Source organism: Ruegeria sp. AM2 (assembly GCF_056540685.1).
Map to the genome: position 1 here is coordinate 130,466 of NZ_JBQFXE010000006.1, position 25,805 is coordinate 156,270.

Sequence of the window (25,805 nt, forward strand, 5' to 3'; positions counted from 1 at the left end):
CGCCACACGCGGCGCGCAGGAACAAGAGGAAAAATGATGAGCACTAATATTGTTCTGAAAAACATGGATGAGATTCTGGCGTTCGAACAGACTCCTCTGCAGGACCGCAACCTGCCCCAGAGCACGTATGAGGCGCTGCAGAAAGGCGCGGCGATTGACCCCGACGCTCCTGCGCTCAGCTTTTTCCTAAGTGCCGCGGCCATGCGGACGCCCTATACGCTGAGCCATGGGCAACTGCTGGGGCGGATCACCCAAACCGCCAACGCGCTGCGCCGGATGGGTCTGGGACGTGATGATGTGGCGGCCTTCATCCTGCCCAACATGCCCGAAACACATTTTGCCATCTGGGGCGGCAGTGCCGCCGGTGGCATTCTGGCGATCAACCCGCTGATGGAAGCGGATCAGATGGCCGATCTGCTGAAAAGCGCGGGCGTCAAGATCCTGATCACGCTGGAACAAACGCCCGGCGTCGATATTTGGGAAAAAGCCAGCGTTGCGGCCAAAGATGTGCCCTCGCTGAAGCATATCCTGCTGGTCAATTTTGCCACCTATATGAAAGGTGATGGCGTGTGGCCCGATGCGAAGCCGTTACCGCCGGTTTCGGTAACAATCGAAGGCCGCGATGACGTCACCCTGACCCGTCTGTTGGACGAGATCGCAGGCGAAAATGCTGAGGGTCTGGATTTCGAAGGCCCTGGCCCCGATGACACTTCAACCATGCTGTGCACAGGCGGTACCACTGGCCTGCCCAAGATCGTACGCCGCACGCATTTCGGCGAAGTCTACAACTCATGGTGCCCCAGCCTCTGTGTCGGTGCCGAGAATGTTGGCCCCGGCACCGCTGCGCTGTGTGGTCTGCCGCTGTTTCACACCAACGCCATGCTGGTGACAGGTCTGTTGCCATGGATGCATGGCGGCCACGTCGTGCTGGCCTCTCCCTCAGGCTATCGCGGCGATGGGGTGATCGCCGGGTTCTGGGACATGGTCGAACATTACGGCATCAGTTCCTATTCCGGCGTGCCCACCATCTACGGCGCGTTGCTGCAGGTTCCACACGCTGGCAAAGACCTCAGTTCTTTGCGCTTCGGTGCTTGCGGGGCCGCGCCGATGCCGGTGGAGTTGTTCAACACCTTCGTCAATGAGACCGGCGTCAAGATCATCGAAGCTTATGGCATGACCGAGGGCGTTCTGGCCTCGTCCATGAACCCGATCATCACGGACAATCCACGCATTGGTTCGATCGGCCTGCGTTTCCCTTATCAGGACATGAAGATCGGCATCCTGAACGACAATGACGAATTCGTTCGTTGGGCCGATGTCGATGAGGCCGGGGTGATCTTCATCACCGGGCCGAACGTGTTCGACGGCTATCTGATCGAAAGCCAGAACAAGGGCATCTGGCTGGAGCAGGACGGCAAGCGCTGGTTCAACACCGGTGATCTGGCCCGGTGCGATGCCGAAGGCTATTTCTGGATGACCGGCCGCAAGAAAGAGCTGATTATCCGCGGTGGCCACAACATCGACCCGAAGATCGTCGAAGAAGCGATGCACAAGCACCCCGCCGTTGCCATGGCTGCCGTGATCGGGCGTCCTAATGCAAAGGTCGGTGAAGTTCCGGTCATGTACTTCCAGAAATCCGCCGGCACCGATGTAGATGAGGCCGCACTGGCCGCCTTTGCACAGGAACATGTCTCGGAACGCGCTGCGGTCCCGAAAGATTTCGTAAGCGTCGACGCATTGCCGGTGACCGCCGTGGGAAAAATCCACAAAGTCACCCTGAACATGATGGAGATCGAGCGTACGATCCGTGAACTGGCCGAGCAGCATTCGGCCGAGATCGGATCGCTGGAGGTCGTCCAAGACTCCAGCCGCGGCATCGTCGCAAAGCTCGCTTTGAACAGCGGCGAAGACGCCATGCGTCACGCCTTGGGTCAGTTCACGTTCACTGTGGATATGTAACGCTCAATCATCAAAATCAGCGGGTCAACCAGGGCGTCGTGGGAGGCGAAAAAGGCGGGCCCGTTTTCCTAAAGAGGGAGGAAAACAATGGACTTCGCAATCAATGTGGTGGTGCCTGCGGCGCAGGCCTTCATCATGTTCTCACTGGGCCTTGGTCTGGAAATCGACGATTTCCGCCGAGTGTTCCGCCGCCGCACCGCTTTCGCCATCGGAGCTTTTTCGCAGATCGTTCTGCTGCCGGTTGCTGCGTTTTGCGTCATCATGACATTCAACCTGCCACCGGTCATGGCTGCCGGTCTTATGCTTCTCAGCTTCTGCCCAGGCGGTGTCAGCAGTAACGTTATCACCAAGCTGTCGCGTGGAGATCTGGCGCTTTCCGTGTCGATGACCGCAGTCACCAGTGTCATGGCCTTTATCACCGTGCCACCACTGGCCACATGGGCAATCTTGCACTTCATGGGCGAAAGCGCACCCGATTTCTCGTTCTTCGAGATTGCAATCTTTACGTTCCTTGTGACGACGTTGCCCGTGATCACCGGCATCATCGTGCGCCACTTCTTCAACAACATGGCGCGCCGGTTGGAACACCCGCTGCAGAACACAGCCGTCATCTTCTGGGCGCTTCTGATCCTGGCGCTGTTCGTGGCCAACCGCGACCTGATCATCACCTACATGCCGACCCTGGGCTATTCGACCATGACCTTGCCACTGGTCCTGATGCTGATCGGACTGGCATTCGGCAAAATCCTGGGCCTGAACAAGACTGAAGGTAAGACGGTCGGGATCGAAACCAGCGTGCAGAACTCGCCGTTGGGTATCACGCTGGCCATTGTGATCACCGGCACCAGCACGTCGCTGGGCGATGTCCCGATGGCGCTGCCTTCGGCGCTCTACTCGATCACCATGTACCTCGTAGTTTTGCCGTTCATGTTTTACTTCCGCTGGAGAAGTCGGGGAGATGCCCTCCAAAGCGTGGCTGCAGAGTAAGCTGCTGACCGACTATTAGGCTATGAACAAGCAAAACCTGATCACTAGAAGCCTGCCCTATATGGGCAGGTTTTTTTGACGCCGCGTTTCCAAAAAACGGGCTTCCAAAGGGTGCTCTCTGTGGTTCATGTAGAAGAGAGTTTACCAAACTAGAGGTTCTTGGAGCCTTGGTATGAAAACTGCAATCACTGAAATGATCGGCATCGAGCATCTGTCATTCAGGGCGGACTGCACTATGTGGGGTTTGCTGATTTGGCCGCTGTTGTGTCCAACGCGGGCGGGTTAGGTACAATCACCGATCTAACTCAGAAGACGCCAGCTGACCTTGCCAACGAAATCGCGCGCTGCAAAGTCACGACTGACAAGCCAATCGCGGTAAATGCCACTTTCCTGCCTACGGTCAATATTCTGGACTACGCGGCATGTGCGACGAAGGGCTCTCAACTGGCCCTAGCCGCAGCATCAACGAATGGCGGCTACCGGTATTGGGCCAGAAATGCTTGACGTTTGGGTCAGAATTGTATGACGGGATTTGTCCATTTGTTGAGGTTTTGGAAGTCGATTGCGTCGGGAATCAATGACGGTCCACTGTACTTGTTGAACGTCACACGAACCTGAACCAAGCGTCATAATTGGACCAGAAACCAGGTAGATCTTCGACCCAAGAAGGCGCCCAAAACTGTTACCAATTCAAAACCGCAATGAGACCCGGGGAGCTGACCAGTTGCCGGAGTTCGAACTTGTTCCCGTTTTTTTGGTATTCGGCTAGCCGTCACTCGCGGCCCAAAGCCGACATAGGCCAAGGCCAACGATAAGGTCAAGCGCGCCGCGCATGCCGACAAGCAAGTCAGAGGAGCGACTTGCGTTGATTGCCTTGTCACCCGCTGCCAGCCGAATATGCGACAACGTTCGCTCTGACCGCTGAATTTGAGCAGGAAATCACGTGGGAATATGGCGTTTTTCAAATGGCGATCAGGATCCTGCAGGCCAATCCACCAAGACGCTCCGAAGTCCCCAATTCCAGATTGCCACCGTAAGCGTTCAGCAGATCGACGGATATCGCCAGCCCCAAACCCGTGCCACCCACCGAGGTGTCAAGCCGTCCGCCAGACCGGAGGACCTTTCGTCTGGCGTCTTGCGGAATTCCGGGGCCGTCATCTTCGACGCTAATCTCGATCCCGTTTTCAAGGCGCCTTGCCGTGATGTTAAACGTTGAACGACACCACTTGAGGGCGTTGTCCAGTAGATTTCCGATCACTTCCTCAATGTCCTGCGGGTCCATCCGGACACGAAGACCGACCTCGCAGTTTGACGTCAGCGTTTTTCCGTTGCGTTGCGCCATTACGGAAAACAATCGGGATAACCGATCGACCGAGTTCGAGATATCCGTTCGTGAATGCGTCAGCTCTCCGGTGTTCGAGGCGCGCATGCGTGCGAGCGACCGGCTAAGCTGGGCATCCATCCGATTGAGAGCCTCTTCTGCGGGCGCGGTATCTGCTCCGGCTTCCAAAAGGTCAGAAAGCTCGTTTCTGAGAATGGCGGCTGGTGTTTTTAGTGCATGCGCCAGATCTGCGGCCTGCCTTCGCGAGCTTGAGACAATTTCGCGGTTCCGGTGCAGCAATTGGTTGAGGTCTTCTACAAGCGGAGAAACCTCATTCGGATAGTCGAGCGGATTCAGGTCGTCTCCTTGATCCCAGCGATGAAACACATCCGCGCGAAGTTTTCTGAGCGGACCAACGATAGCCGACATCAGCAGAAGCGAGCTGGCAACTCCGATCAAACCGACCAATCCAAAGACAGGAAGCAGGTTGTCTCGGGCTTCTCTGCGTTCGCGGATCAGGACGCGCCTGCTTTCGGCGACTGTCACGCCCCATTCGGTGCCATCCTCATAGGTGATTTTCTGAAAAACGCTGCGCACGGCCTCATTGTCTGGACCCGTGGTGTTCCAAACGGTTGCCTCATCACCGATCTGCGACGGCTCTGCAATTGTTTCATCGAAAAGCGAGGCAGAGGTAAAGGTGGCTCCGCCGCTGTCCGTTACCTGCCAATATCTGCCGGAATAGGGCGCACTATAGGCCGCGTCGAACATCAGGTCGCGCAGAACTTCCGGATCGTCTGTTGTCGCGCTGAGGCCAACAACCAGTTGGGTGTGCCGGTCGCGTAGCGCCCCGTCAAACTGTTCCAGTACCCGTGTGTTAATGTACGAGAAAACGACAAGCGTACCCACGCCCACCGACAACGTTGCCGAGGCAAGACCGCCAAGCAAGGCGCGCTGGCGCAGCGAAAGCATCAGGCGGTGTCAATCATGTAGCCGCGCCCCCGTACAGTCGTAATCAGATCGGGCCCCAGCTTTTTGCGTAGGCGCGTTACAAATACGGCAATAGTGTTGGAATCCCTGTCTCCGTCATATTCGTAGATGTGTTCGGACAGTTCGGTCCGCGAAACCATGCGACCGATATTGTGCGCCAGATAGGTCAGAACTGCGATCTCTTGCGCGGTCAGGTCGACAGGTATCCCTTTGACAGTGACCCTGCCGTTGCGCGTATCCAGCGCGACATCGTCCATTTCAATCACGGGATTCATCTGGCCGCTTTGACGCCGCAGAATTGCACGGACCCGCGCAGCGAGTTCCGGCATGTGAAATGGCTTGGTCATATAGTCATCCGCGCCTGCATCGAGGCCGTCGACTCGTTCGCTCCAACCATCTCGGGCGGTCAGGATAAGCACAGGTGTTTTGACGCCAGCGTTGCGCCATTCGCGCAGCACCGAAATCCCATCCCGTTCAGGCAAGCCGATGTCAAGGATGATCATGTCGTAGGGTTCGGTTGCACCCAGATGCAGGGCATCCGTGCCGTTTTGAGCCACGTCCACAACGCGCCCCTCGGCACTCAGTAGTTTTTTGACTTGCTCGCAGAGCTGGGGTTCGTCTTCAGCCAGAAGTATTCGCATATCGAGAGACTACTGTTAAATCGGTGTCGGCTTCACGCTATTTTTTGCCGCCGCCATTGCCACCGCCATTGCCACCGCTGTTGCCGCCGCCATTGCCACCGCCATTGCCGCCGCCATTGCCACCGCCATTGCCGCCGCCGTTGCCACCACCATTACCACCGCCATTACCACCGCTGTTGCCGCCACCGTTACCGTTGCCATTGCCATTGCCGTTGCCATTGCCGTTGCTTCGGCTTCCGCTGTTCCCAGGGCTGGCAGAGGCGCTCTGTCCGTTGTTGTTCTTGGCTTTAGATGCGGTGGAGCGTGCAGCAGCAGAAATCTCTCGCCCGACGCTGGATCCGTTCGAGACGACGGTTCCGGTTTGGGCATTCACGATAACACTGACGATCTTTCCGCCCGGCTTTTTGACCAGGATACGGTAGTAAATCCTGTCTGTTTGGAAGGCACGGGCGTCTACCGGCGTTCCGCCATAAGCTCTCTCCACGCCCTTGATGACGCGCTTTAGCCGGATCGCGCTTCCTGACAATGTCGCTTTGCGTAGTTCGGATTGTTTGAGTTCGCGTGCGTCAGCCGCGGCTTGCCCCCCGAACAAGACAGTCAGCAAAGCAGGAACCAACAAGAAGGATTTGGTTTGCATTGAACCCTCTCACACCTTCGACCGAGACTAGAAGGTTGGACATGAACCGATGATGAACAGGCAGTTATCGCTGCGTTCAAACGTCCTCAAGTTAAATACCGAAATGCCATTGGTGATTCAAAGTCGAATCGATCGGACAGATCACGGCGAAATATATCAGCGCGTCAAACACGCCAAGCCTTGAGGAACATGAAATGAAACAGACGGCCTGTGGACTGCTAAAGACCTCCGCTCTGGCAATCGCCTTGTTGGGTTCAACAGCCATAGTTGCGACTGTAACAACGCCTGATGTTGCCTATGCCAAGGGTGGCAACGGTAACGGCGGCGGCAACGGTAACGGCGGCGGCAACGGCAACGGTGGCGGCAACGGAAATGGCGGTGGCAATGGAAATGGCGCCAACGCAGATGGCGGAGATCGCAGCTCGGTCGGGAACAACGGTCGTGGAAAAAGCTCTGACAAAAGCCGCGGTGGTGCTGGGGCCGGAAAATCCGGGAAGGACAATTCAAAGTCGCAATCCGCCCGGTCTGGTCAGCGAAAAGGTGGCGGGTTCTCACTGAAGGACTTGTTCAGTGGCAAAGCAAAAACGCGTAACAGCGTATCTTCCGCTAAAGGTACTACGACGACGCGCAGCAAGCAAAAAACCAAAATTCAAAAAACCGTTCGTCAGACCGTTGCAGTGGAAGAGTCTAAGCGCCCCGCTGTACGGACCACAGGCAATCGTATTGCCGCACTGCTTGGCGCGCATCCGTCTGAATTGGGCGCATTGAATGCGGCCAATGCAAGCCCGACTGCTTTGGAAAACGCGGCGCCAAATTCGCGCGTTGGTAGAATTGCAGCCTTTCGGGACACAGTGCTGGCCGGGGAAACTTTGCGTGATGAACTGGAAGAACAACTTGCGGCTCTTGACGGGCTGAACCCGCCGGAGCGGACGGTGCAAGAAATCGAGGATGATCTGGCGGGCGCGCTTGACGCCGTTCAGGACAATCGAAATCAAGTCCAAGAACTTGAGCAGGCGTTGGAGGACGCGGGGGGAACAGATCCCGAGATCGAAGCGCAACTTGAAGAGGCCCAGTCCGCTTTGGAGGACTCTATCGCTGACGCCCAGGACCTGAATGACGAGCGGCAGGCTGCCGTTGACTACAATGAAGCCGTTGAGGGGGTCGAAGAGCTTACTGAACGTGTGGAAGAACAAGACTTGGCCGAGCGTCAAGCTTTAGAAGCCGCCGCCAACAAACCGGTCACCGACGCTGTCGAGGAACAAGTCAAATCGCTTCTGGGCTTGTAGACCAACTTTTCTGGAACTGCGACTGGTCCTTGCGCAGTGCTTACCACTCACGAATGGACTAGCGATCGGGCCAGCCACTTCACGAAATCTGAAGCGGCTGGCCCGTACTATTCGAAGTGGCAGAATTGAATCCGAGAATTGATGCGGCGCGACAAAAAGAAATCCCGCCCGAATGGGGCGGGACTCTGGTTGCAATTCCCTTGTTTGGGACGAATATCGAGAATTGCAGGGGGGGATCTGTTGATGTGCCTTCAGACGTTGTCGTGAGCCTCGGCCAGCCGCTTGTTTTTTATGATTTCGGTTAGTGTGTTTTCGATAGGAGGGAAGCGGCCGCTGCTCGATTTCTTCTCGGTTGGCAGATGCTCGTCGGTCATTTTTCCATAGACGCGCAACGCCGCCACCGAGCTACGATCTTCAGTTGCAAAGGCAGTCTTGATCATGCTGTCCCCCTTGTTCTCATCCAATCAACATTCTTATCGATTGGGTCGACTTGTTCACTATGCCGAAACCTGGTTGAACGCACCGAGAATGCACTGTTCACGTTCGGTTAATGTTGCTCTCAAAAAATGACCCAATGAGTCCTTTGGCGTTGTTATCGTGTCTTGATCGTCCACAGTAATGAGCGTCTTTTGCTGAACGGGCTGCCGGGATGAATGCTGAGTTGCGAGGACGAGTTTGGTGGCAGGCAGATCTCTGACCATCGCAAGCCATTGCCTATTCGAACGCATGACGGGGTCAAGGGGCGAAAAAACGCGACAGGAAGGAAAGCAACCTTGGCAACAGCTGCAACGCTGGTGACCGCTTAATCCGGTTCCTATCCAAATAACAAGGCACCGCTCAGGTCAAAGTGCTTTGGGAACATTGCACTCAGAAATCGAAAAACAATTCTCATTGCTTCGTCGCGATCAAATGAATCCGGGTGGAGTAGATAATCAGTCCACATGCCTTCCAGCAGTGCGAGCGTCCCGTGCGTAGCGTCCCGTGCCACCTGGTTAGAGTGTTCGATTTCGGATTCTTTCGCAATTCGGGCGAAAGCATTGAAAACCAGATTGCGAAGCTTGGCATCGCGGGTATCAGAAAACGCAGCGATTGCAGCTCTGTTTCGGGCCTCGCCTCGAAACGCGTACCAAATGGAAACGTTTTTTTTATTGAGAATGGCTTCGCTCAGGTCGCCCCGAACAATCATTTCAATATGTTCCTGCCCGGTTTGCCCGGTCGTGTCCAGCAAGTCATAGATGCGATTGTAATACTGTTGTGACGAATAACGGGCGGCTTCGTCAACCAAGTTGTCCTTGCCGCCAAAATGAAGGTGAATCATACCGCGGGACAACTCGGCGCGTTGAATGATTTCGCTGACCGAGGTTTCGGAAATCCCTTTTTCTGCGACCGAGTCGAGTACGGCCTCGATCAGGGACAAGCGATTTCGTTCGCGTATTTCTTGTCGTCTTCCAGTCATTTTGATCGGGCAGTTCGGTTTGATTTCAGCCTTTTGTGGTGCCTTTTACTGGTATTTGTGAAACCAGCCAGCCTTGATTGAGAAAATATCAGTTGACACAGCCAGTCTGAAAATTCCAGATTTAAATGGACGATTGTCCATTTTGTGATGAAGGTCGTCGCGCCACCGCAAGCGAAGTTCAACAGGGAAGCATGGCAGGAGTCATACGAAGTGAAACGGGCAAAGGCCTGGCACTGAGCGCGCCTGCGACGCTCTATGTAGGCCTGCTTGTGGCCGTACCTCTTTGTATTCTTGTCGCCTACAGCTTTTGGACCCAGACCTATGTCGAGATTGATCGAAACCTGACATGGGCGAACTACCAAGAGGCGTTCACCGACCCTTTGGTTCGGCACTTGATGATCCGGTCGGTGGCGATCGCGGGGGCAGTGACACTGGCAACAGTATGTCTGGCTTATCCGATGGCCTATTTCATCGCATTTCGAACCCAGAAAAAGACCCTCTGGCTATTGCTGATCACCATACCATTTTGGAGCAGCTACCTTCTGCGGGTGTTCAGTTGGAAGCTGATCCTGGGATTTAACGGTGTACTGAATTCGGCTTTGATCTCACTAGGGCTGATACAGGAGCCGCTGACATTTCTGCTTTATAACGAGTTTGCCGTAGTTCTTACGCTTGCCCATGCGTGGGCACCGTTTGCAATCCTGCCGATTTACGTGTCTCTGCAAAAGATTGATCGTAGCCTGCTGGAGGCCGCAACCGACCTTGGCTGCAGCAAGTTAGAACGGTTTGTGCGTGTGACACTGCCCCTTACGGTGCCGGGGATCATTGCGGCCTGCCTGATTATCTTCATCCCAACGGTGGGCGACTACGTCACCCCGGCCTTGGTCGGTGGATCGCAGGGCAAAATGGTGGCGAACTTGATCCAAGTGCAATTTGGTGCCGCTAATAACTGGCCGTTAGGTGCAACCTTGTCTCTGCTTGCCATGCTTTCGGTCGGCTGCGTGGCTATCCTGTTCGTGGTGGTCGTCACCGCATTAGGCCGGAGGATCAGATGACCAAGGCGTTTCGTATCCAGTGGTTGCTGGTTTACGCGGTTGCCTATCTGGTTTTTCTTTACTTGCCGGTTGCGTTGTTGCCGCTGTTTTCATTCAACGACGGAACAATTGTGGCCTTTCCTTTAAAGGGATTCACTTTGAAGTGGTACGCGCAATTGGGGCAGCAGGACACGCTGCTACAAGCTATGGTGAATTCGCTGATCGTTGGCAGCGTAACGGCGCTGATGGCAACATCACTGGGTTTGTTTGCGGCGCGCGCTTATGTTCGGTATCAGTTCACGGGGCGCGAGTTGTCCGAAGGGCTGGTCATGCTTCCGCTTGTCATTCCCGGCATCATCGTTGCCAGTTCGATGCTGGTTTTGTTCATCAGCATTGGTCTGAAACCATCGCTGACCACTGTGATCCTCGGGCATGTGTTCGTGGCGCTGCCTTTTTCCGTGTCGATCATGAAATCTGCATTTGACGATTTCGACCACTCTTTGGAGGAGGCCGCCTTCGACCTTGGTGAAAGCGTTGTGGGGACGTTTCGGCGCGTTACTCTGCCAATCATCGCACCGGGCATCATCGCCAGCCTTTTGGTCACGTTTACCGTGTCTTTTGACGAATTCGTCCTGGCCTTTTTCCTGTCTGGGAACAGCCCCACATTGCCGGTTTATATCTGGAGCCAGATCCGTTTCCCGGCAAAACTGCCCAACACGCTTGCGCTGGGGTCGCTGCTATTAATGTCTTCGGTCCTGCTGCTGTTGATAGCCGAATATTTCCGCCGCCGTTCCGTCCAATCGTCAGATTGAATCTAAAGGAAGCGAACAAGATGAGCGAACAGAACATCATCGAAATACTGGGCGTCGAAAAACGCTTTGTTTCCTTTGTGGCAGTTTCCGATCTGAACCTGGCCTTGAAAGAAGGTGAGTTTTTCTCGCTGCTTGGCCCTTCAGGCTGTGGAAAGACGACGGCCTTGCGCATCATTGCGGGTTTCCAGGATCACGAAGAAGGTGAGGTCCGGATCGATGGCAGAACGATGGGCGAGGTGCCTGCCAACAAGCGGCCTACCAACATGGTGTTCCAAAGCTATGCGATCTTTCCGCATCTGAATGTGGGCGACAACGTCGGCTTCGGCTTGCGCAAGACAAAGCTTTCGCGGAAGGAAATCAAGGAACGCATTGCCGAAGCGCTTGAGATGGTTGAGCTCGGCGGCCTGCAGGATCGCAAGGCCAATGAGTTGTCGGGCGGACAACGGCAACGCGTAGCGCTCGCTCGCGCGCTGGTGATGCGGCCCAAGGTGTTGTTGCTGGATGAGCCTCTGTCCGCCCTGGACAAGAACCTGCGTGAAGCGATGCAATTGGAAATGCGCCGCTTGCAGCAGAAGCTCGGAATTACTTTCGTCATGGTCACGCATGACCAGTACGAGGCCATGACCATGTCTGACCGGATCGGTGTCATGTTCGCGGGGCAGCTCAAGCAGGTGGACAGACCAGAGGTCCTGTATTCCCAACCGTGCAACCGGGAGGTGGCCTCTTTCATTGGCGGAATGAACTTTCTGAGTGCCGAAGTGACGGCTGAGGCCGCTGAATCGCTGGAAGTAAATATTCAGGGGTTTGGCCAGATGACAATCGGGGTCAACCCCAACGTTCAAGTGCATGACAAAAACTTGTTGGTTGGCGTTCGACCGGAGCAATTGGAGATCAGTGCGGAAAAACCTGATGGTCATGACGCTCTGGTGCAAGGCGAAGTGTCGGACGTCGCCTTTTATGGTGAAAGCGTCCACTATTATGTGCGCATTGACGGACTACACGAAAGCATCGCCGTCGCAGTGCCAAACCACTTTCACACAGTTGATCACAGCCGCGGCGATACCGTCTGGCTTGGCGTTCAAAGCGCATCGGTGATTGATCTGGGCAAACGAGAATCTTTGGGAGGAGACAAATGAGGAAAACAGCATCAATTACGGCAGCAGTCGTTGCCACTTTTACCGCCGGCCAAGTTCTAGCAAATGCCGCTGATCTGACCGTTTTTGATTGGTCCGGGTATGAGGATCAGGGGTTCTATGGCGACTATGTCGAAAAGTACGGCGGCGCGCCAAGCTACACCTATTTTGGCAGCGTGGAAGAAGCGTTCACCAAGCTTCAGTCTGGGTTTGAAGCCGATTTGGCACACCCCTGCACGGACGCTCTGAGAAAATGGGTGGCGGCGGACATGATCAAGCCGATCGACACCAGCAAGCTGGAGAATTGGGATAAGCTAATGCCCAAGATCAAAGAGGTCGATGGCATCACGATCGACGGGATAACCTACATGGTGCCGTTTGAATGGGGCAATACCGGCCTGATCTACCGTACCGATTTGATTTCAGCGGATGATGTTTCGCTGCAGTTGCTGATGGATCCCGCATATCAGGGTAAGGTTGCTATTCCGGATGCCGCCTCCAGCGCATTTGCCATGGCGGCACTGGCAACTGGTGCCTCCAGCTATACCGATATGAGCGACGAGGAATTCCAAAAAGCGGCAGACTACCTGCGTACGATTCATCCGAATGTGCGCTTTTATTGGTCTGACGCTGGCCAACTTGATCAGGCAATTGCCAGTGGCGAGGTCACGCTGGGTTGGGGCTGGAACCAATCGGAACTGAACCTGATCTGGAACGAAACGCCAGCGGTCATGATGCGTGATGTGGACAAAGGCATAGCCACGTGGGTCTGCGGCTACGTGCATCTGAAATCGGCCAAACAGTCGGATGAGCAAGTCTATGACATGCTGAACGCGCTCAGCTCTGCTGCCAGCGGCAAGTACATCATCGAAAGCTGGGGATACGCTCACGCCAACGAAGACGCTTTCGCTCAGGCGGACCCGGAACTGATTGAAACATATGGGTTCTCGGACGTGGACAGCTTTTTCGAAGGAAGCCTCTTCTTTGACGCGGTTAACCCTGAATTGGAGGCCAAGATGTTGAAGGAGTTCGAGCGTATCAAAGCTGGCTTCTAGACGAACCTTGAAGACACAGCCGGGAATGGTCGGGATGCAATAACCCTTCCATTCTCACGAAACTATTTCCGATCAATTGGAGGAAGCGCGGCAATGTCAGGCGCTGACGGATATTCTGTTCTCTTCGAACCGGTTCAAATTGGGCCAGTGAGGGCTCGAAACCGGTTTTATCAAGTGCCCCATTGCAATGGCATGGGGCACCTGCGGCCGCGAGCCGAAGCCGCCATGCGGGCAATGAAGGCCGAGGGGGGGTGGGCTGTCGTATCCAATCAAGAGACAGAGATTCACCCGACTTCTGACCTGTCTCCTTATGCCGAAAACCGGCTGTGGGACGAGCGGGATATCCCGGCGCTGCGCCTAATGACCGATGCGGTACACGGCAAGGGCTCATTGGCGGCAATAGAATTGGCGCATAACGGCCACCATGCGCAAAATCACCTGAGCCGGGCACCCTTGCTGGCCCCGTCTGAACTTGCCCTGCAAACCGCGTATCCCAAGCAGGCAAGGGCGATGGACAAGGCTGACATTCGCGACTTCCGCAGGTGGCACCGCGCAGCGGCGCGTCGCTCGCGCGAGGCGGGATTTGACATTGTCTATGTTTATGCCGGGCATCATATGACCCTGCCGCATCATTTTCTGCTGCCACAGTTCAATGACCGGTCGGATGAATACGGAGGTTCGTTGGAAAACAGGGTGCGCCTGACCCGTGAACTGCTGGAAGAAACCCGGGAAGAGGTTGGCGATGATTGCGCCATTGCCCTAAGGTTCGCGGTCGACGAAATGCTGGGATCAGACGGGATGCAAGCGCAGGAAGAAGGTCGGGCCGTAGTAGAATTGCTGGCCGAACTGCCAGATCTTTGGGATGTGAACGTCGCGGATTGGAGCAACGATTCTGCGACGACACGCTTTGAACCCCAAGACGGCTTTCAAACGTCTTACATCGAATTCGTCAAACAGGTGACGTCAAAGCCCGTTGTGGGTGTCGGGCGTCTGACTTCTCCGGATTTGATGGTGTCACTGGTCAAGAAAGGCATTCTGGATTTTGTTGGCGCGGCGCGACCATCCATTGCTGACCCCTTTCTGCCCAACAAAATAAAGGACGGTCGTATCGAAGCAATCCGCGAATGTATAGGCTGTAATATCTGTGTATCCTCCGATGCGCTGGGCGTTCCCATTCGGTGTACGCAGAACCCGACTATGGGCGAAGAGTGGCGTCGAAACTGGCACCCCGAGATCATTGAACATCGGGGAAAAGAGGAAGCCGCGCTTGTTGTAGGAAGCGGTCCTGCTGGGCTCGAATGCGCCATGCAACTGGCGCGCCGGGGCTACGAAGTCACACTGGCTGAAGCGCGGCAAGAGCTTGGCGGGCGGGTGTTGCAAGAAGCTGGCCTGACCGGACTTTCCGCCTGGAAGCGCGTGACAGATCACCGAATCCACGACTTGCAGCAACGCGGGAATGTGCAATTGTTCACCGACAGTCGTTTGTCGGCAAGTGAGGTTGTCGAGCTGGGTATCCCGAACGTCTTTGTTGCAACCGGCGCAAAATGGCGGCGAGACGGGCGCGGGAAATCCGCGTTTCGCGGTGTATCAATAGGTTCGGGTTCTCAGGTATTTACTCCGGATGACATCATGACCGGAACTGCACCGCACGATGGTCCGATTGTGGTCTACGATGATGATCAAGCCTATCTCGGGGGGGCTTTGGCGGATCATTTGGCTCGGGCCGGACGAAAGGTTGTCTTTGTGACACCAGCCTCAATAGTTTCGCCGTTTACCGAATTGACGTTGGAGCAGACTAAAGTGCAACGCAGTTTGCTGGAAAAAGGCGTGCAACTGAAACTGTCCCAGACCTTGGCCAACATCGTGCCCGGTCAGGCAACACTACAGTGCGTCTACACGGGGCGAGAGCAGTCCATTGAATGCCGCTCTGTCGTGCTGGTGACGCAGCGAATGAGACAAACCGCCCTCTATGATGAGTTGCGGGGTCTGGCCGACAGTCCGCTGAATACGTTGGAATTGGTCGGTGATGCCGCCAACCCCGGTTTGATCGCCGACGCCGTGTATTCCGGTCATATGGCGGCCCGGAATTTCGAACGTGACGCGGATGACATCGACTGTGACATTTTCCGAAGGGAAATCGTTTCCCTTGAATCTGTATGAGGTGCGCTATGCCGACAGATGACCTGCAACTAATGCACGACTTAATGAAGGTACAGCGGGAAGGGTTTGCCTTGCCGCGTCACTTCTATACGTCTCAGGCAGTATACGAGAACGATATCAGCACGTTCTGGAACCGCAACTGGATTTGGGTCGGTCACGTCAGTCAAGTTGCTGAACCAGGTGACTACTTCCTGTTCGATTATGGGCCCGAGTCCATCATTGTCGTTCGGGATCGCGAGGGCGCAGTGCGCGCGCATCTGAACGTGTGCCGTCACCGAGGATCGCGTGTTTGCGTTGAAAAGAAGGGAAAGGCGCGCAATTTCATCTGCCCCTATCACGCGTGGACTTTTGACCTGAATGGCAAGCTACGAAACGGTCGGTCGATGGGTCCGGATTTCGATCCGAGCCAATACGGGTTATTTCCGGCTCAGGTTAAGATCTTCCAAGGTCTGATTTTTGTCTGCGCAGCACAAGACGCCCCGCCGCTGGATGCTGCGTTAGAGAGGTTGGCGCCTCTTTCACAGCCGTTCGACTTTGTAAACCTGAAGGTTGCACACGAAGCCTCGTATCCGGTTCCCGCGAACTGGAAACTGGCCTTGGAGAATTATCTGGAATGCTATCACTGCGCCCCGTCTCACAAGGACTATTCCCGCAGTCACTCGTTGAAAGATCCGGCCCAAGTTCTGGAATTCAGCGGAGCACTTCATGAACGTATGGAAAAAGTCGGAATTCCCTTGGTTGAGTTGGACCAGACCGGAGAAAACGCGACCGCGCCGGGTACAGATGTCTACTGGCGGCGCTACCCGCTGTTTCCGGGTTACCTGACCGGCAGTGAAGATGGCAAACCCTTGGCCCCGCCTTTGGGTAAACTGAAAGGCCACGATGGCGGCGCCACCGATCTGGGGATCGGGACGCTGAACTATTTCCTCGTGTATGCAGATCACTTGGTTGGGTATCGGTTCGTCCCGCGCGCCTTGCAGGAAACGGATATTCAGATCGCCTGGTATGTGCGCGGCGATGCGCAGGAAGGTCGTGACTATGATAAGGACGCGTTGACTTGGCTTTGGCATGTCACGTCGCTCGATGACGAACGGATCATCCGTCACAATCAGGAGGGCGTGAACTCTCACCATTTTGTGCCGGGGCCGTTGTCCCAGATGGAGTGGAGTCTTCCAGGCTTCTATCGCAATTACTTCAGCATGATCTGACAGGCGCAGAATTCGGAGAAATACGATGGCAGAGTTAACGCAACGCAGATCAAGACGGCGCGGGGGCGGACGTGAAGCGCGCGCAGCCGTGCGTACCGGCAACTCCGCCTCGAAGGCGATCTGGCCAGGCATCCCGGGTGGGCGATATAGACCGCTGTCAGACGCCGATATGGCACGCATTCACGAGGCCGCGCTTCGCATTTTGGAGCGGACGGGGGTGGGGGACGCCACCCAAGAAGTTCTCGATCTTGTTCTCCCTAGAGGGGCAACAGTGAACGGGCATGGCAGACTGTGTTTTCCTCGCGCTTTGATGGAAGATCTTTTGGCTAAAGCTGCAAGTGAGTTCTATGTCCACGCGCGCGGCTCGCGAGCCGGCAAGGACGACATGCACTGCACCAAAGACAAGGTGTATTATGCAAACTCCGGCACGGCAGTAACCACATTCGATGCGGAAACGCGCAGTTACCGACCTTCGACGCTTAAGGACATTTACGATTTTACCCGTTTGGTCGACCGGCTCGACAATATCCATATGACCGGCGACACGGTTCTGGCGACGGATGTCCCTCAGGATTATGAGCATGACATGAGCATGCTTTACGCCATTCTGGCGGGTAGCGAAAAGCCATCTTGTCTGACGTTCCGTACCCGAGAACATATTAAGGACGCGATCCATCTGTTCGATCTGGCGTCGGGTGGGGAAGGGAAGTTCCTCGAGAAACCATCGGTCATCTTTGGAGGCTGCCCCATCGTTTCACCGCTAAGATTCGGGCGGGAGAATCTGGAAATCCTGATAGATACAGCGAAAATGGGGCTGGTGTGTGATCTGGCCGTTCCACCACAGGCTGGCGCCACGTCTCCTGCACCGTTGGCCGGGACACTGGCGCAAGCTGTCGCCGAGACTTTGTCATGTGTCGCGATCGCAAACCTGATCAACCCGGGCACTCCGGTTGTGTTTGCGGCATGGCCGTTCATCACCGACTTGCGCACCGGTTCGTTTACAGGCGGCAGCGGTGAGCAAGCTTTGATATCAGCCGCGGCCATCCAGATGGGTAATTTCTACAACCTGCCGACCAGCGTCGGGTGCGGAATGACAGACTCCAAGATCCCCGACGCGCAGTATGGTTTGGAAAAAGCGCTGACCTTTGCGTTGGCGGCCCACGCCGGTGCCAACCGGCTCTGCGAATTTGGCGGGATGGTAGGCAGTCTGATGGGCTGTAGTTTTGAGTCAATGGTCATCGACAACGAAGCAGCGGGCATGATCTCGCGAACCCTTCGCGGCATTGAGGTGAGCGACGACTCGCTTTCAGTTGACGTCATCCATGAATGTGCAATCGACCCGGGTCATTTCCTCGGAAACGCACAAACCTTGCAATTTATGGAAACCGAGTATGTGTACCCAACCCTGTTGGACCGGGAACTGACGGATACCTGGGAGAAAGCCGGTCGCCAGGACATGTTCGAACGAAGCCGGTCTGTTGTGGACGACATTCTGTCCAATCACTATCCGAACTACTTTGGCAGCAAGGCGGACGAAGAGGTTCGGTCCAAGTTCCCGATCAAATTACCCCGTGAGGCGATGCGCGCAGGGTAAGCGCTGCTGATGGTGGTGCAGGCTTCGCGGTTGTGCCTATGGTCTGAAAACGCCTTGGCGCGTCAGGTCGTCAGTTGCCAGCCGGATTCCTTTTTCAAGGATGTCGAACATCTCGTTCAACTCGCCCTCCGTGATGATCAGTGGAGGGGAGAAGACACACATGTTGATGATTGGCCGCAAGATCAGCCCGTTTTCCTGGCAATGGTGATCAATCATCGCACCAACGGACTTATCCAAATCCAACAGATTGCAGGCATCGGCGTCCGCGATGCACTCAACGCAACCAACCAGCCCCATACCACGGGCATCGCCGACCAGTGGCAAGTCGGCCAGAGCCTGCAGGCGCTCTTCAAACAACGGAGTGATCGCGCGGACATGTTCCAGAATGCCGTCGCGCTCTATGATTTCGATGGTCTTCAAGCCAGCCGCTGCACTCACTGGATGGCCCGAATAGGTGAAGCCGTTTGAAAAAGTGGCGTTCTGCCCGTTGTCTCCGCTGACATCTGCAATCAGCCGATCAGAGATGATGCAGGCCCCCATAGGTACATACCCAGACGTCATGCCTTTGGCGCATGTGATGATATCAGGTTGAATTCCAAAGACGTCTTCGGATGCAAACCAATGCCCGAGCCGCCCAAATCCGGTTACGACCTCGTCTGAAATATACAGGACATCGTATGTCCGGCAGATTTCCAGACACCGCTTATGATACCCGTGCGGAGGCACAATAACGCCACCAGAGCACAAGATCGGTTCGGCGATGAAAGCCGCGACCTTGTCTGGTCCGGTCTGCAGGATCGTGTTTTCAAGATCCGCTATTTTTTCATCCAAGAAGTCGCCGACCGTCTGACCTGAACGACGTGTATACGGGTTCACATTCGGTAAGAAGCGCGTCAGGTGGCTTGCGTGATCCAACCACCCCCTGTCACGTTCCTTTCCAGACACCGAAGCGGCCAGATACGTCGAGCCGTGGTAAGCTTTTTGGCGTGAGATCACGATTTTCTTTTCAGGTTTTCCCATCAAGTTATTGCGGAACTGCACAAACCGCAGCGCACTGTCCACGGCCGTTGAACCGCCAGTTGTGAAGAACATATGGTTCAGGTCACCTGGTGTTCTCTTGGCTATCTCATATGACAACCGGGCCGGAGCCGAGCTTGCATTATTGAAAGGCGAAAAATACGCCATCTCTTTCGCCTGCTGGGCCATTGCATCAGCGATCTCGGCGTTTCCATAACCCAATTGTACGCACCACATTCCGGCAGGCCCGTCTATCAGGCGCTTTCCGTCTTCTGTCACCACATGAACGCCAGATCCACTTTCGGCAAAGGTCCGTTCATTTTTGCCCAGACATGCCATGCCTTCCCACGGATGCAGGAAGTGCTGGTTGTCCCAATTGCGTATGGATTGAAAGTCGGAGTTCGAAAAGGTCATAGAGCACCGTGATGTAACACACATCACAAAATGAACGTACATTCATTCACTGTCAATCCTTGAACTTCCGCTCTGAAAGATGCGAAATGACCGGGAAAATGCGCCCCAGCGAAGGACAGTCAAAATTACTCTCGATTCCGATCCGCCAGCCAATGCCCGGGAACTCAGCAGGTTGCAGAACCGAAATCAGCTTATCCAGGCGGCTGCAAATGCTATCCATAAGTTCGGAATTCGTGGAACGACCACGGCAAGAATTCAAGAGTTGTCGGGATTGTCGCGAGGCATGATGAATCTGCACTTTGGTTCCAAGGAAATGCTGCTGCTTGCGGTAGCTGAGGAACTGTCAGCCCGCTATGCAGGGCAGTGGAAGGCAATATCGAACGATCCAGAGTTGAGCCCTGCCGAAAAGCTGATTTCCATCGTAAAAGCGGATTTTGACCCATTTGTCCTCAATGCGAGGGACGTGGCGATATGGTTTTCGTTTAGGGCCGAAGCGCTCTCGAACCCAAGAATATTTCCCTTCATCGACTCACGAGACAAAAGTTTCCGAGCGGTGATTTTGGAACTGCTGGAGCAAATAAAGAGCGACGGTGAATACAAGGACGTAGACGCCAAACTTGCGGCAGACGCGTTGATTGCATTGCTGGAAGGGCTCTGGACTGACTTCCATTTGCACTCAGATAACTTCAATCCCGGCGAGGCTTTGAAGGTCTGTTTGTATGTTCTGCGGTCAATGTTTCCGGATCATTTCGGCCACCAGTTGATTCACAGGTGAACGCAACCGGAAGCGACAGGGAATAACCTCGGGCCGTCACGAGCCGTGGCCCCCTACTATTGGGTTTCCTGGTTCAAACGACGCAAATCGTTAATCATTGCTTTGGCCAAAGAGATGCACATAAGCAATAAAACGACGCTGAACGGGAGCGCACCGATGATCATCGAATTGGTCAATGCCTCCAACCCGCCGCCGCCCGCGATCAGCAGGGTGCCAATGACAAGCGTCAGCAGAGCGCCCCAGATGATGCGATGAACCAAGCCGGTGTCTTCGGACCCACCGGACATGATCGTGTTCATTACAAGGATGCCAGAGTCGGCGGATGTAACAAGGAATGTCATGGTTAGAATTACACACATGACACTTACCACCGCGAGCAAATGACCCGAAAGCATTTCCCCCAAAGTAACGAACAGCGTTGCAGTTGTTGATGCGGCCAGGATGGAACCATTGGCCTCGCCATTCAATTCCAGATCGATGGCGGCCCCACCGAGTATGGCCATCCAGGCGAAACAAACGAGGGAAGGGGCTACGACCGCTCCAAGAATAAACTCACGCACGGTTCGCCCTCTGGAGATACGAGCTAGGAAAAGGCCGACAAAAGGCGAAAATGCGATCCACCATGCCCAATAGAAAGTAGTCCATCCGGCCTGCCATCCGAACAATCTACCTGGTGTTCCGGCGTCATAAGCTGCAGTCTTGGTTGCGTCGGAAAGACCGGCGGTATTGTTGCTCAAACCCTCAAGAAAGGTTGCCTTGGTTCCCCACGGATCGGTCGCGCCCGCGAAGAGCTCTGCGACGAAAGGGGCCGCCTCTGCAGGCAATACGGATGCAAACTCGACTTCGGAAATCGGTCGAAACGCTTGGAAACTCAGGGGGACAAAGTTCTTAATATAGTCAACCAGCGCCGTAGCATAGGTCGTCGCCGCAAATGCGAATGAGCCATAGACAATGAATACCGCCAGCAAAACGAGTGAAAAAAGAAGATTGATATTTGACAAATATTTGACGCCACGCCCTACGCCAGAGACGGCTGAAAGTGTCGACATCATCATGACAACCACCAACGCTGTGATCAGGCCAGCGGTCGATGGAACCATCGCGGTTGCCCCATTCTCCACAAGCCAGCTCGCACCGGTAATCAGAAACGCCCCATCCACCAGTTGAGAAACGCCATAACCGATTGTTACCGCCACGCCGAGTATCGTCGCCACGACGCCGAGAATATCGATTACATGGCCTGCCACACCGTTTGAGTATTCACCAAGCACCGGGGTCAGCGCCGTGCGGATTGTCAGCGGCATGCCTCTGGTGAAAGCGTAGTAGGCAAGGCTGAGGCCGGTGACTACATAAATTGCCCAAGCGTGAAATCCGGTGTGCAAAAACGTATACCGGTAGGCGCCTTCAATTGCGTCATCGCTTTTGGGTGTAACTTTCCCTGAGACAGTCAATGGGTTGGTTTCCCACAGGCCAAGTGGTTCAGCGGTTGCATAGACCATGAGACCCACGCCCAAACCCGCCCCAAACATCATTGAAAACCAAGAAAAGTTCGAAAACTCGGGCATCTCACCTTCCGCACCAAGCCGCATTCGACCGGTTGCGGGGATGAGCGCGACCAGAATAAGGAAGAATACAAACAAGCCAACCGAAAGGTTGTAGAAGGTGTTGAATTCGGCCAACAAACCTGACTTCAATGATCGCAATGTATCGTTTGCGGACAATGGCCACACCAGCGCCCAAAGCACCAGCAGCGAAACCGAAATCTTGCTCACAAGAGCAATGGGCAGGTTATATCCTTTATAAAACCCAGCTCGTTGTGTTTCTATTTTGAGGTCTGTGAAGGGGTCCTCAAGCGTCATGTTATCCCGGTCTTACATAGATTGACTGCTCTGCACGCCGCGCTGCTGCCCGCTAGCTTTCGCAAGAACGTCTGCGATGTCTTTAACATCCAAAGAATAGACCTGAACTGCAACGTTTTTCCACTGCGCTGATTTTGAGGCGTAGAAATAACAAATAAAGTTTCGCAATGTTGGTTGGCCGGGTTTTGCACGGAACAAAATCGGAGTTTGAGTTCTTCCAGAACACACTCGATGCCCACGAGTTGACAGGCGTCAAAAAGTGGCGCGCCGTCGGTATCCTGAATAGCCCCACCGGAGTGGTCCAAATATGATGAGGGCCAGAGCAATTTTGGCAGACCAGTATTCTATAGTTCAAAAGCGGCTATTGGAAACGCAGATACTCCCTAAGCGATTGAAACGCTGCGTACAGCACCGGGATCATCAAAAGGCCCAAGGTGCTGTCGACGATCATACCAACAAGCACCGGATACCCGATAGACACACGCGCAGCGGCCCCGGCACCGCTGGACAACACCAAAGGCAATACGCCGACAATAAAGCACAGCCCCGTCATTGTGACTGGGCGAAACCGAATTTCTGCCGCCTTTAGGGCGGCATCGCGGATGCTTGCCCCGGATTGTCTTTGCTGATTGGCGAACTCGACAACCATGATGGCCTTCTTCGCTGCTAGGCCGATCAGCAACACCATGCCGATCTGAGCAAAGATGTTGCTGGTGAGGAAAGGAAAACACCAAATGGGAATGAGGGCGCCGAGCAGAGCAAAGACGGCTGAGGTAATGATCGAAAGCGGCAAGATCCAGCTTTCATACAGGACCGCCAGAAACAGATAGGCCAAAATCAGAGCGGACAGCATGATGTAAGGCACCATAACCTGAGATTTAACTTCCTGCTGCGTCACGCCTGACCATTCGATCCGAAAGCCATCGGGCAGTGTTTTGTCCGCGATCTCTTGCATGGCTTTGATGCCCGCGCCGGAACTGGCACCTTCGGCCAATTGCGCACTGACCGATGCAGCCGTGAACAGATTGTACCGAGGGATCGAATCCGGGGCGAGCACCGGCTCGCTGCTCAGAAAGTTTCTCAACGGCAACGACTCACCTGAACTGTTTTTGACGTAGATGCTGTCAACGTCATTCAGTGTTTGCCGGAATTGTGCATCGGCCGAGATCACGACCCAGTAGACCCGCTCGGACAGGATAAAATTGTCGACAAAGAAAGTGCTTAAATTGGCCTGAAGCGCCGTAAAGATGTCCGAGACGCTCACGCCAAGCGCTTCCGCGCGATCCCGGTCGACTGATAGGCGATACTGCGGGGTCTGACCCGAGAAGCTGCCATGCGCGCGGACGAACTCTGGTGCCGCGTTCAGGGCCGTGACGAAGGCATTCATCACTGAATCCAATTGCGCCCCATCGCCTTTTTCAAGATCCAAAAGTTCGACCGAAATACCACCCGTCGACCCGAGACCATGGATAGTAGGGAACGGAAACACATAGCTTTCTGCCTGGGGCAAAGTCGCCAGCTTTTGGTCCAGATCCCGCATGATCGCATCCCAATGCAGTTCGGGGCTTTCGCGTTCATCCCAGGGCTTCAGCGTGACAATCGCCATTCCGGCGTTTGAACGGCTGCCTGCCAGCATACTGGCGCCGGAAACAGTGGTTACGGTATCCACTCCGCGGGTCTTTTCGATCGTCTCACCTGCCTTGGACATGAACGCCTGTGTGCGCTGAAGCGATGCCCCATCAGGCAGCGTCATAGCCGCGAGCAAGACGCCGTTGTCCTCTTGTGGAATCAAACCGGTTGGTACGCTTTTGAAGAGATACACGGTGGCTCCAACACAGGCGGCGAAAACAAGTAGCGAGACTGCGATGTACCGCAACATCAGCGACACAAGCCGCATATACTGCCGTCTGATCCATGCGACAGCTGCGGGCACAAAACCCAAAGGACCAATCGGTTTCATACCAGATTTTAGAACCATGGCGCAAAGCACCGGAGCCAAGGTCAGCGCATTCACGGCAGACAGCACGAATGCAAAAATGATCGTCGCTGCGAACTGGTAGTAGATCGTTCCGGTCACGCCAGGAAAAAAGCACACCGGCACAAAGACTGCCGCCAGCACAAAGGTTGTCGCGATGATCGGTCGGTTGACCTGTGACATCGCTTTGAGCGTGGCCGAGCGCGGGTCGAGGCCTTCTTCGTTCAGAATACGTTCCGCGTTCTCGATAATGATGATCGCGTCATCGACCACAAGCGTGATCGCAAGCACCAATGCAAACAGGGTGATCATGTTGGCGCTGAACCCAATCGCATAGATCAGCGCGACAGCGCCCAATAGCGAAACCGGAATCGCAATTGCGGGCACAACAGTCGCTCGGAAACTGGCCAGAAACAGGAACGTTACCGCGATCACCAATCCGGCGGTAAGTGCCAAGGTTTTCAGGATGTCTTCGATAGAAACACGAACAGCGTCTGTCACGTCATAGGTGATCTCATACGCGACACCTTGGGGAAACTTCTTTGAAAGTTCACTCAAAAGGGTATGGATGCTGTCTGAAATCTCCAAAGCGTTGGCGGTGCTTTCCTGATGCACGGCAATGGCCGCTGTGTCCTTTCCGTTCAATTGCGACGACCCGGCATAAGTCGCCGAGCCAAGCTCAATCCGTGCCACATCTTCCAGTCGGGTGACCGATCCGTCATCGCCTGTGGATAGTATGATCCGCCCGAATTCTTCGGCATCCCGCAACAGGCCCTCGGCCCGCAGTTTGAACTGAAAATCTGTACGGGCGTCGCCAAATGGTGGGCCTCCGACTTGTCCGGCAGCAGCGACGACGTTTTGGCTTTCTATCGCATCGGCAATCTCTGACGCGGTTATATTCAGCGCGGCCATGCGAACCGGGTTGATCCAGATCCGCATGCTGTATTCCAACTGGCCGAACTGTGAGACCGCACCAACCCCTTGCAAACGCTGTAGGGGATCATGCAGGAAGTCAGCCGCATAATTGCTGAGAAACAACTCGTCTCGTGACCCGTCAGGCGAGGTAAGGTTGATCACAAGGATCATGTTGCCGGATTGTTTGGTAACCTCGATCCCTTGTTGTTGGACAACCGATGGCAGTGCCGCGCTGGCAAGGGCTATGCGGTTTTGCACCTCAACCGCTGCAACATTTGGGTCCGTCCCCAAGTCGAAAGAAACACTCAGGTCATAGCTGCCGTCATTCGCGCTTTTGGACTTCATGTATATCATGCCGTTGATCCCGTTCACGCGTTCCTCGATGGGCGTGGCAACGGATTCCTGGATGACTTGCGCATCAGCGCCGGGATATTTTGCCGACACATAGATCTGCGGAGGCGTGATGTTCGGATATTCCGAGATCGGCATCAGCCTTACACACACTGCACCAAAAAGAACCATCAAGATCGCGATAACGGCGGCGAAATGCGGTCGGTTGATGAAATAGTGAGAGATCAAG

General features: G+C 54.9%; 20 protein-coding genes. 12 read left to right on the forward strand and 8 right to left on the reverse strand.

Features of this window, described 5'->3' with window-relative positions; translation table 11 throughout:
- Positions 1-36 precede the first annotated feature (36 nt).
- The 3 genes from ACR0CR_RS13320 to ACR0CR_RS13330 all read left to right on the forward strand — a co-directional run bounded on the left by ACR0CR_RS13320 (position 37) and on the right by ACR0CR_RS13330 (position 3,450).
- Positions 37-1,959: an acyl-CoA synthetase gene (locus ACR0CR_RS13320; protein WP_480599797.1), complete on the forward strand. Its 1,923-nt coding sequence runs from the start codon at positions 37-39 to the stop codon at positions 1,957-1,959.
- A gap of 87 nt (positions 1,960-2,046) precedes the next feature.
- Positions 2,047-2,946 carry a bile acid:sodium symporter family protein gene (locus ACR0CR_RS13325; protein WP_480599799.1) on the forward strand — a complete coding sequence of 300 codons (900 nt, stop codon included), beginning with the start codon at positions 2,047-2,049 and terminating at the stop codon, positions 2,944-2,946.
- 216 nt (positions 2,947-3,162) lie between these two features.
- A complete protein-coding gene (locus ACR0CR_RS13330) occupies positions 3,163-3,450 on the forward strand; it encodes a nitronate monooxygenase (protein WP_480599875.1) in 288 nt (95 codons plus the stop codon).
- A 457-nt stretch (positions 3,451-3,907) separates the two neighbouring features.
- Here the strand turns inward: ACR0CR_RS13330 and ACR0CR_RS13335 are convergent, their stop codons facing one another.
- From ACR0CR_RS13335 to ACR0CR_RS13345, 3 genes are read right to left on the reverse strand one after another with little or no spacing between them, the layout of a single operon-like run.
- Entirely contained in the window at positions 3,908-5,236 is a 1,329-nt protein-coding gene (locus ACR0CR_RS13335) for an ATP-binding protein (protein WP_480599801.1), read from the reverse strand.
- On the reverse strand, positions 5,236-5,895 hold the full coding sequence (locus tag ACR0CR_RS13340; protein WP_480599803.1) for a response regulator transcription factor: 660 nt from the start codon (positions 5,893-5,895) through the stop codon (positions 5,236-5,238). The genes ACR0CR_RS13335 and ACR0CR_RS13340 overlap by 1 nt, the downstream gene beginning before the upstream one ends.
- A 37-nt stretch (positions 5,896-5,932) precedes the next feature.
- On the reverse strand, positions 5,933-6,532 hold the full coding sequence (locus ACR0CR_RS13345) for a PepSY domain-containing protein (protein WP_480599805.1): 600 nt from the start codon (positions 6,530-6,532) through the stop codon (positions 5,933-5,935).
- Between the two features lie 194 nt (positions 6,533-6,726).
- On the opposite strand from ACR0CR_RS13345, the gene ACR0CR_RS13350 reads away from it, so the two are divergent.
- Complete coding sequence (locus ACR0CR_RS13350; RefSeq protein ID WP_480599807.1) at positions 6,727-7,818, forward strand: hypothetical protein; 1,092 nt, start codon at positions 6,727-6,729, stop codon at positions 7,816-7,818.
- A 251-nt stretch (positions 7,819-8,069) separates the two neighbouring features.
- On the opposite strand, the gene ACR0CR_RS13355 is transcribed toward ACR0CR_RS13350, so the two are convergent.
- The gene (locus tag ACR0CR_RS13355; protein WP_480599809.1) at positions 8,070-8,258 is read right to left on the reverse strand and encodes a hypothetical protein; all 189 of its coding nucleotides are present in this window, start codon (positions 8,256-8,258) and stop codon (positions 8,070-8,072) included.
- 374 nt (positions 8,259-8,632) lie between these two features.
- A complete protein-coding gene (locus ACR0CR_RS13360) occupies positions 8,633-9,235 on the reverse strand; it encodes a TetR family transcriptional regulator C-terminal domain-containing protein (protein ID WP_480599810.1) in 603 nt (200 codons plus the stop codon).
- A gap of 230 nt (positions 9,236-9,465) precedes the next feature.
- Between ACR0CR_RS13360 and ACR0CR_RS13365 the strand changes: the two genes are divergently transcribed.
- The 7 genes from ACR0CR_RS13365 (at position 9,466) to ACR0CR_RS13395 (ending at position 18,270) form a co-directional block, all read left to right on the forward strand.
- Positions 9,466-10,329: an ABC transporter permease gene (locus ACR0CR_RS13365; protein WP_480599812.1), complete on the forward strand. Its 864-nt coding sequence runs from the start codon at positions 9,466-9,468 to the stop codon at positions 10,327-10,329.
- Complete coding sequence (locus ACR0CR_RS13370) at positions 10,326-11,120, forward strand: ABC transporter permease (RefSeq protein ID WP_480599814.1); 795 nt, start codon at positions 10,326-10,328, stop codon at positions 11,118-11,120. The genes ACR0CR_RS13365 and ACR0CR_RS13370 overlap by 4 nt, the downstream gene beginning before the upstream one ends.
- 20 nt (positions 11,121-11,140) lie before the next feature.
- The gene (locus tag ACR0CR_RS13375; RefSeq protein ID WP_480599816.1) at positions 11,141-12,256 is read left to right on the forward strand and encodes an ABC transporter ATP-binding protein; all 1,116 of its coding nucleotides are present in this window, start codon (positions 11,141-11,143) and stop codon (positions 12,254-12,256) included.
- On the forward strand, positions 12,253-13,308 hold the full coding sequence (locus ACR0CR_RS13380; RefSeq protein WP_480599818.1) for an ABC transporter substrate-binding protein: 1,056 nt from the start codon (positions 12,253-12,255) through the stop codon (positions 13,306-13,308). The genes ACR0CR_RS13375 and ACR0CR_RS13380 overlap by 4 nt, the downstream gene beginning before the upstream one ends.
- Positions 13,309-13,401: 93 nt before the next feature.
- Entirely contained in the window at positions 13,402-15,468 is a 2,067-nt protein-coding gene (locus ACR0CR_RS13385) for an oxidoreductase (protein WP_480599820.1), read from the forward strand.
- Positions 15,469-15,476: 8 nt separating this feature from the next.
- Complete coding sequence (locus tag ACR0CR_RS13390) at positions 15,477-16,676, forward strand: aromatic ring-hydroxylating oxygenase subunit alpha (RefSeq protein ID WP_480599822.1); 1,200 nt, start codon at positions 15,477-15,479, stop codon at positions 16,674-16,676.
- A gap of 25 nt (positions 16,677-16,701) precedes the next feature.
- Positions 16,702-18,270, forward strand: a complete 1,569-nt coding sequence (locus tag ACR0CR_RS13395) for a trimethylamine methyltransferase family protein (RefSeq protein WP_480599824.1) — start codon at positions 16,702-16,704, stop codon at positions 18,268-18,270.
- A gap of 36 nt (positions 18,271-18,306) precedes the next feature.
- Here the strand turns inward: ACR0CR_RS13395 and ACR0CR_RS13400 are convergent, their stop codons facing one another.
- Positions 18,307-19,701, reverse strand: a complete 1,395-nt coding sequence (locus tag ACR0CR_RS13400; protein ID WP_480599826.1) for an aminotransferase — start codon at positions 19,699-19,701, stop codon at positions 18,307-18,309.
- A 79-nt stretch (positions 19,702-19,780) separates the two neighbouring features.
- On the opposite strand from ACR0CR_RS13400, the gene ACR0CR_RS13405 reads away from it, so the two are divergent.
- Entirely contained in the window at positions 19,781-20,476 is a 696-nt protein-coding gene (locus tag ACR0CR_RS13405) for a TetR/AcrR family transcriptional regulator (protein WP_480599828.1), read from the forward strand.
- A gap of 56 nt (positions 20,477-20,532) precedes the next feature.
- Here ACR0CR_RS13405 and ACR0CR_RS13410 read toward each other — a convergent pair whose 3' ends face one another.
- A complete protein-coding gene (locus ACR0CR_RS13410; RefSeq protein ID WP_480599830.1) occupies positions 20,533-22,335 on the reverse strand; it encodes a BCCT family transporter in 1,803 nt (600 codons plus the stop codon).
- A gap of 361 nt (positions 22,336-22,696) precedes the next feature.
- Complete coding sequence (locus tag ACR0CR_RS13415; protein ID WP_480599832.1) at positions 22,697-25,804, reverse strand: efflux RND transporter permease subunit; 3,108 nt, start codon at positions 25,802-25,804, stop codon at positions 22,697-22,699.
- Between the last annotated feature and the right edge of the window lies 1 nt (position 25,805).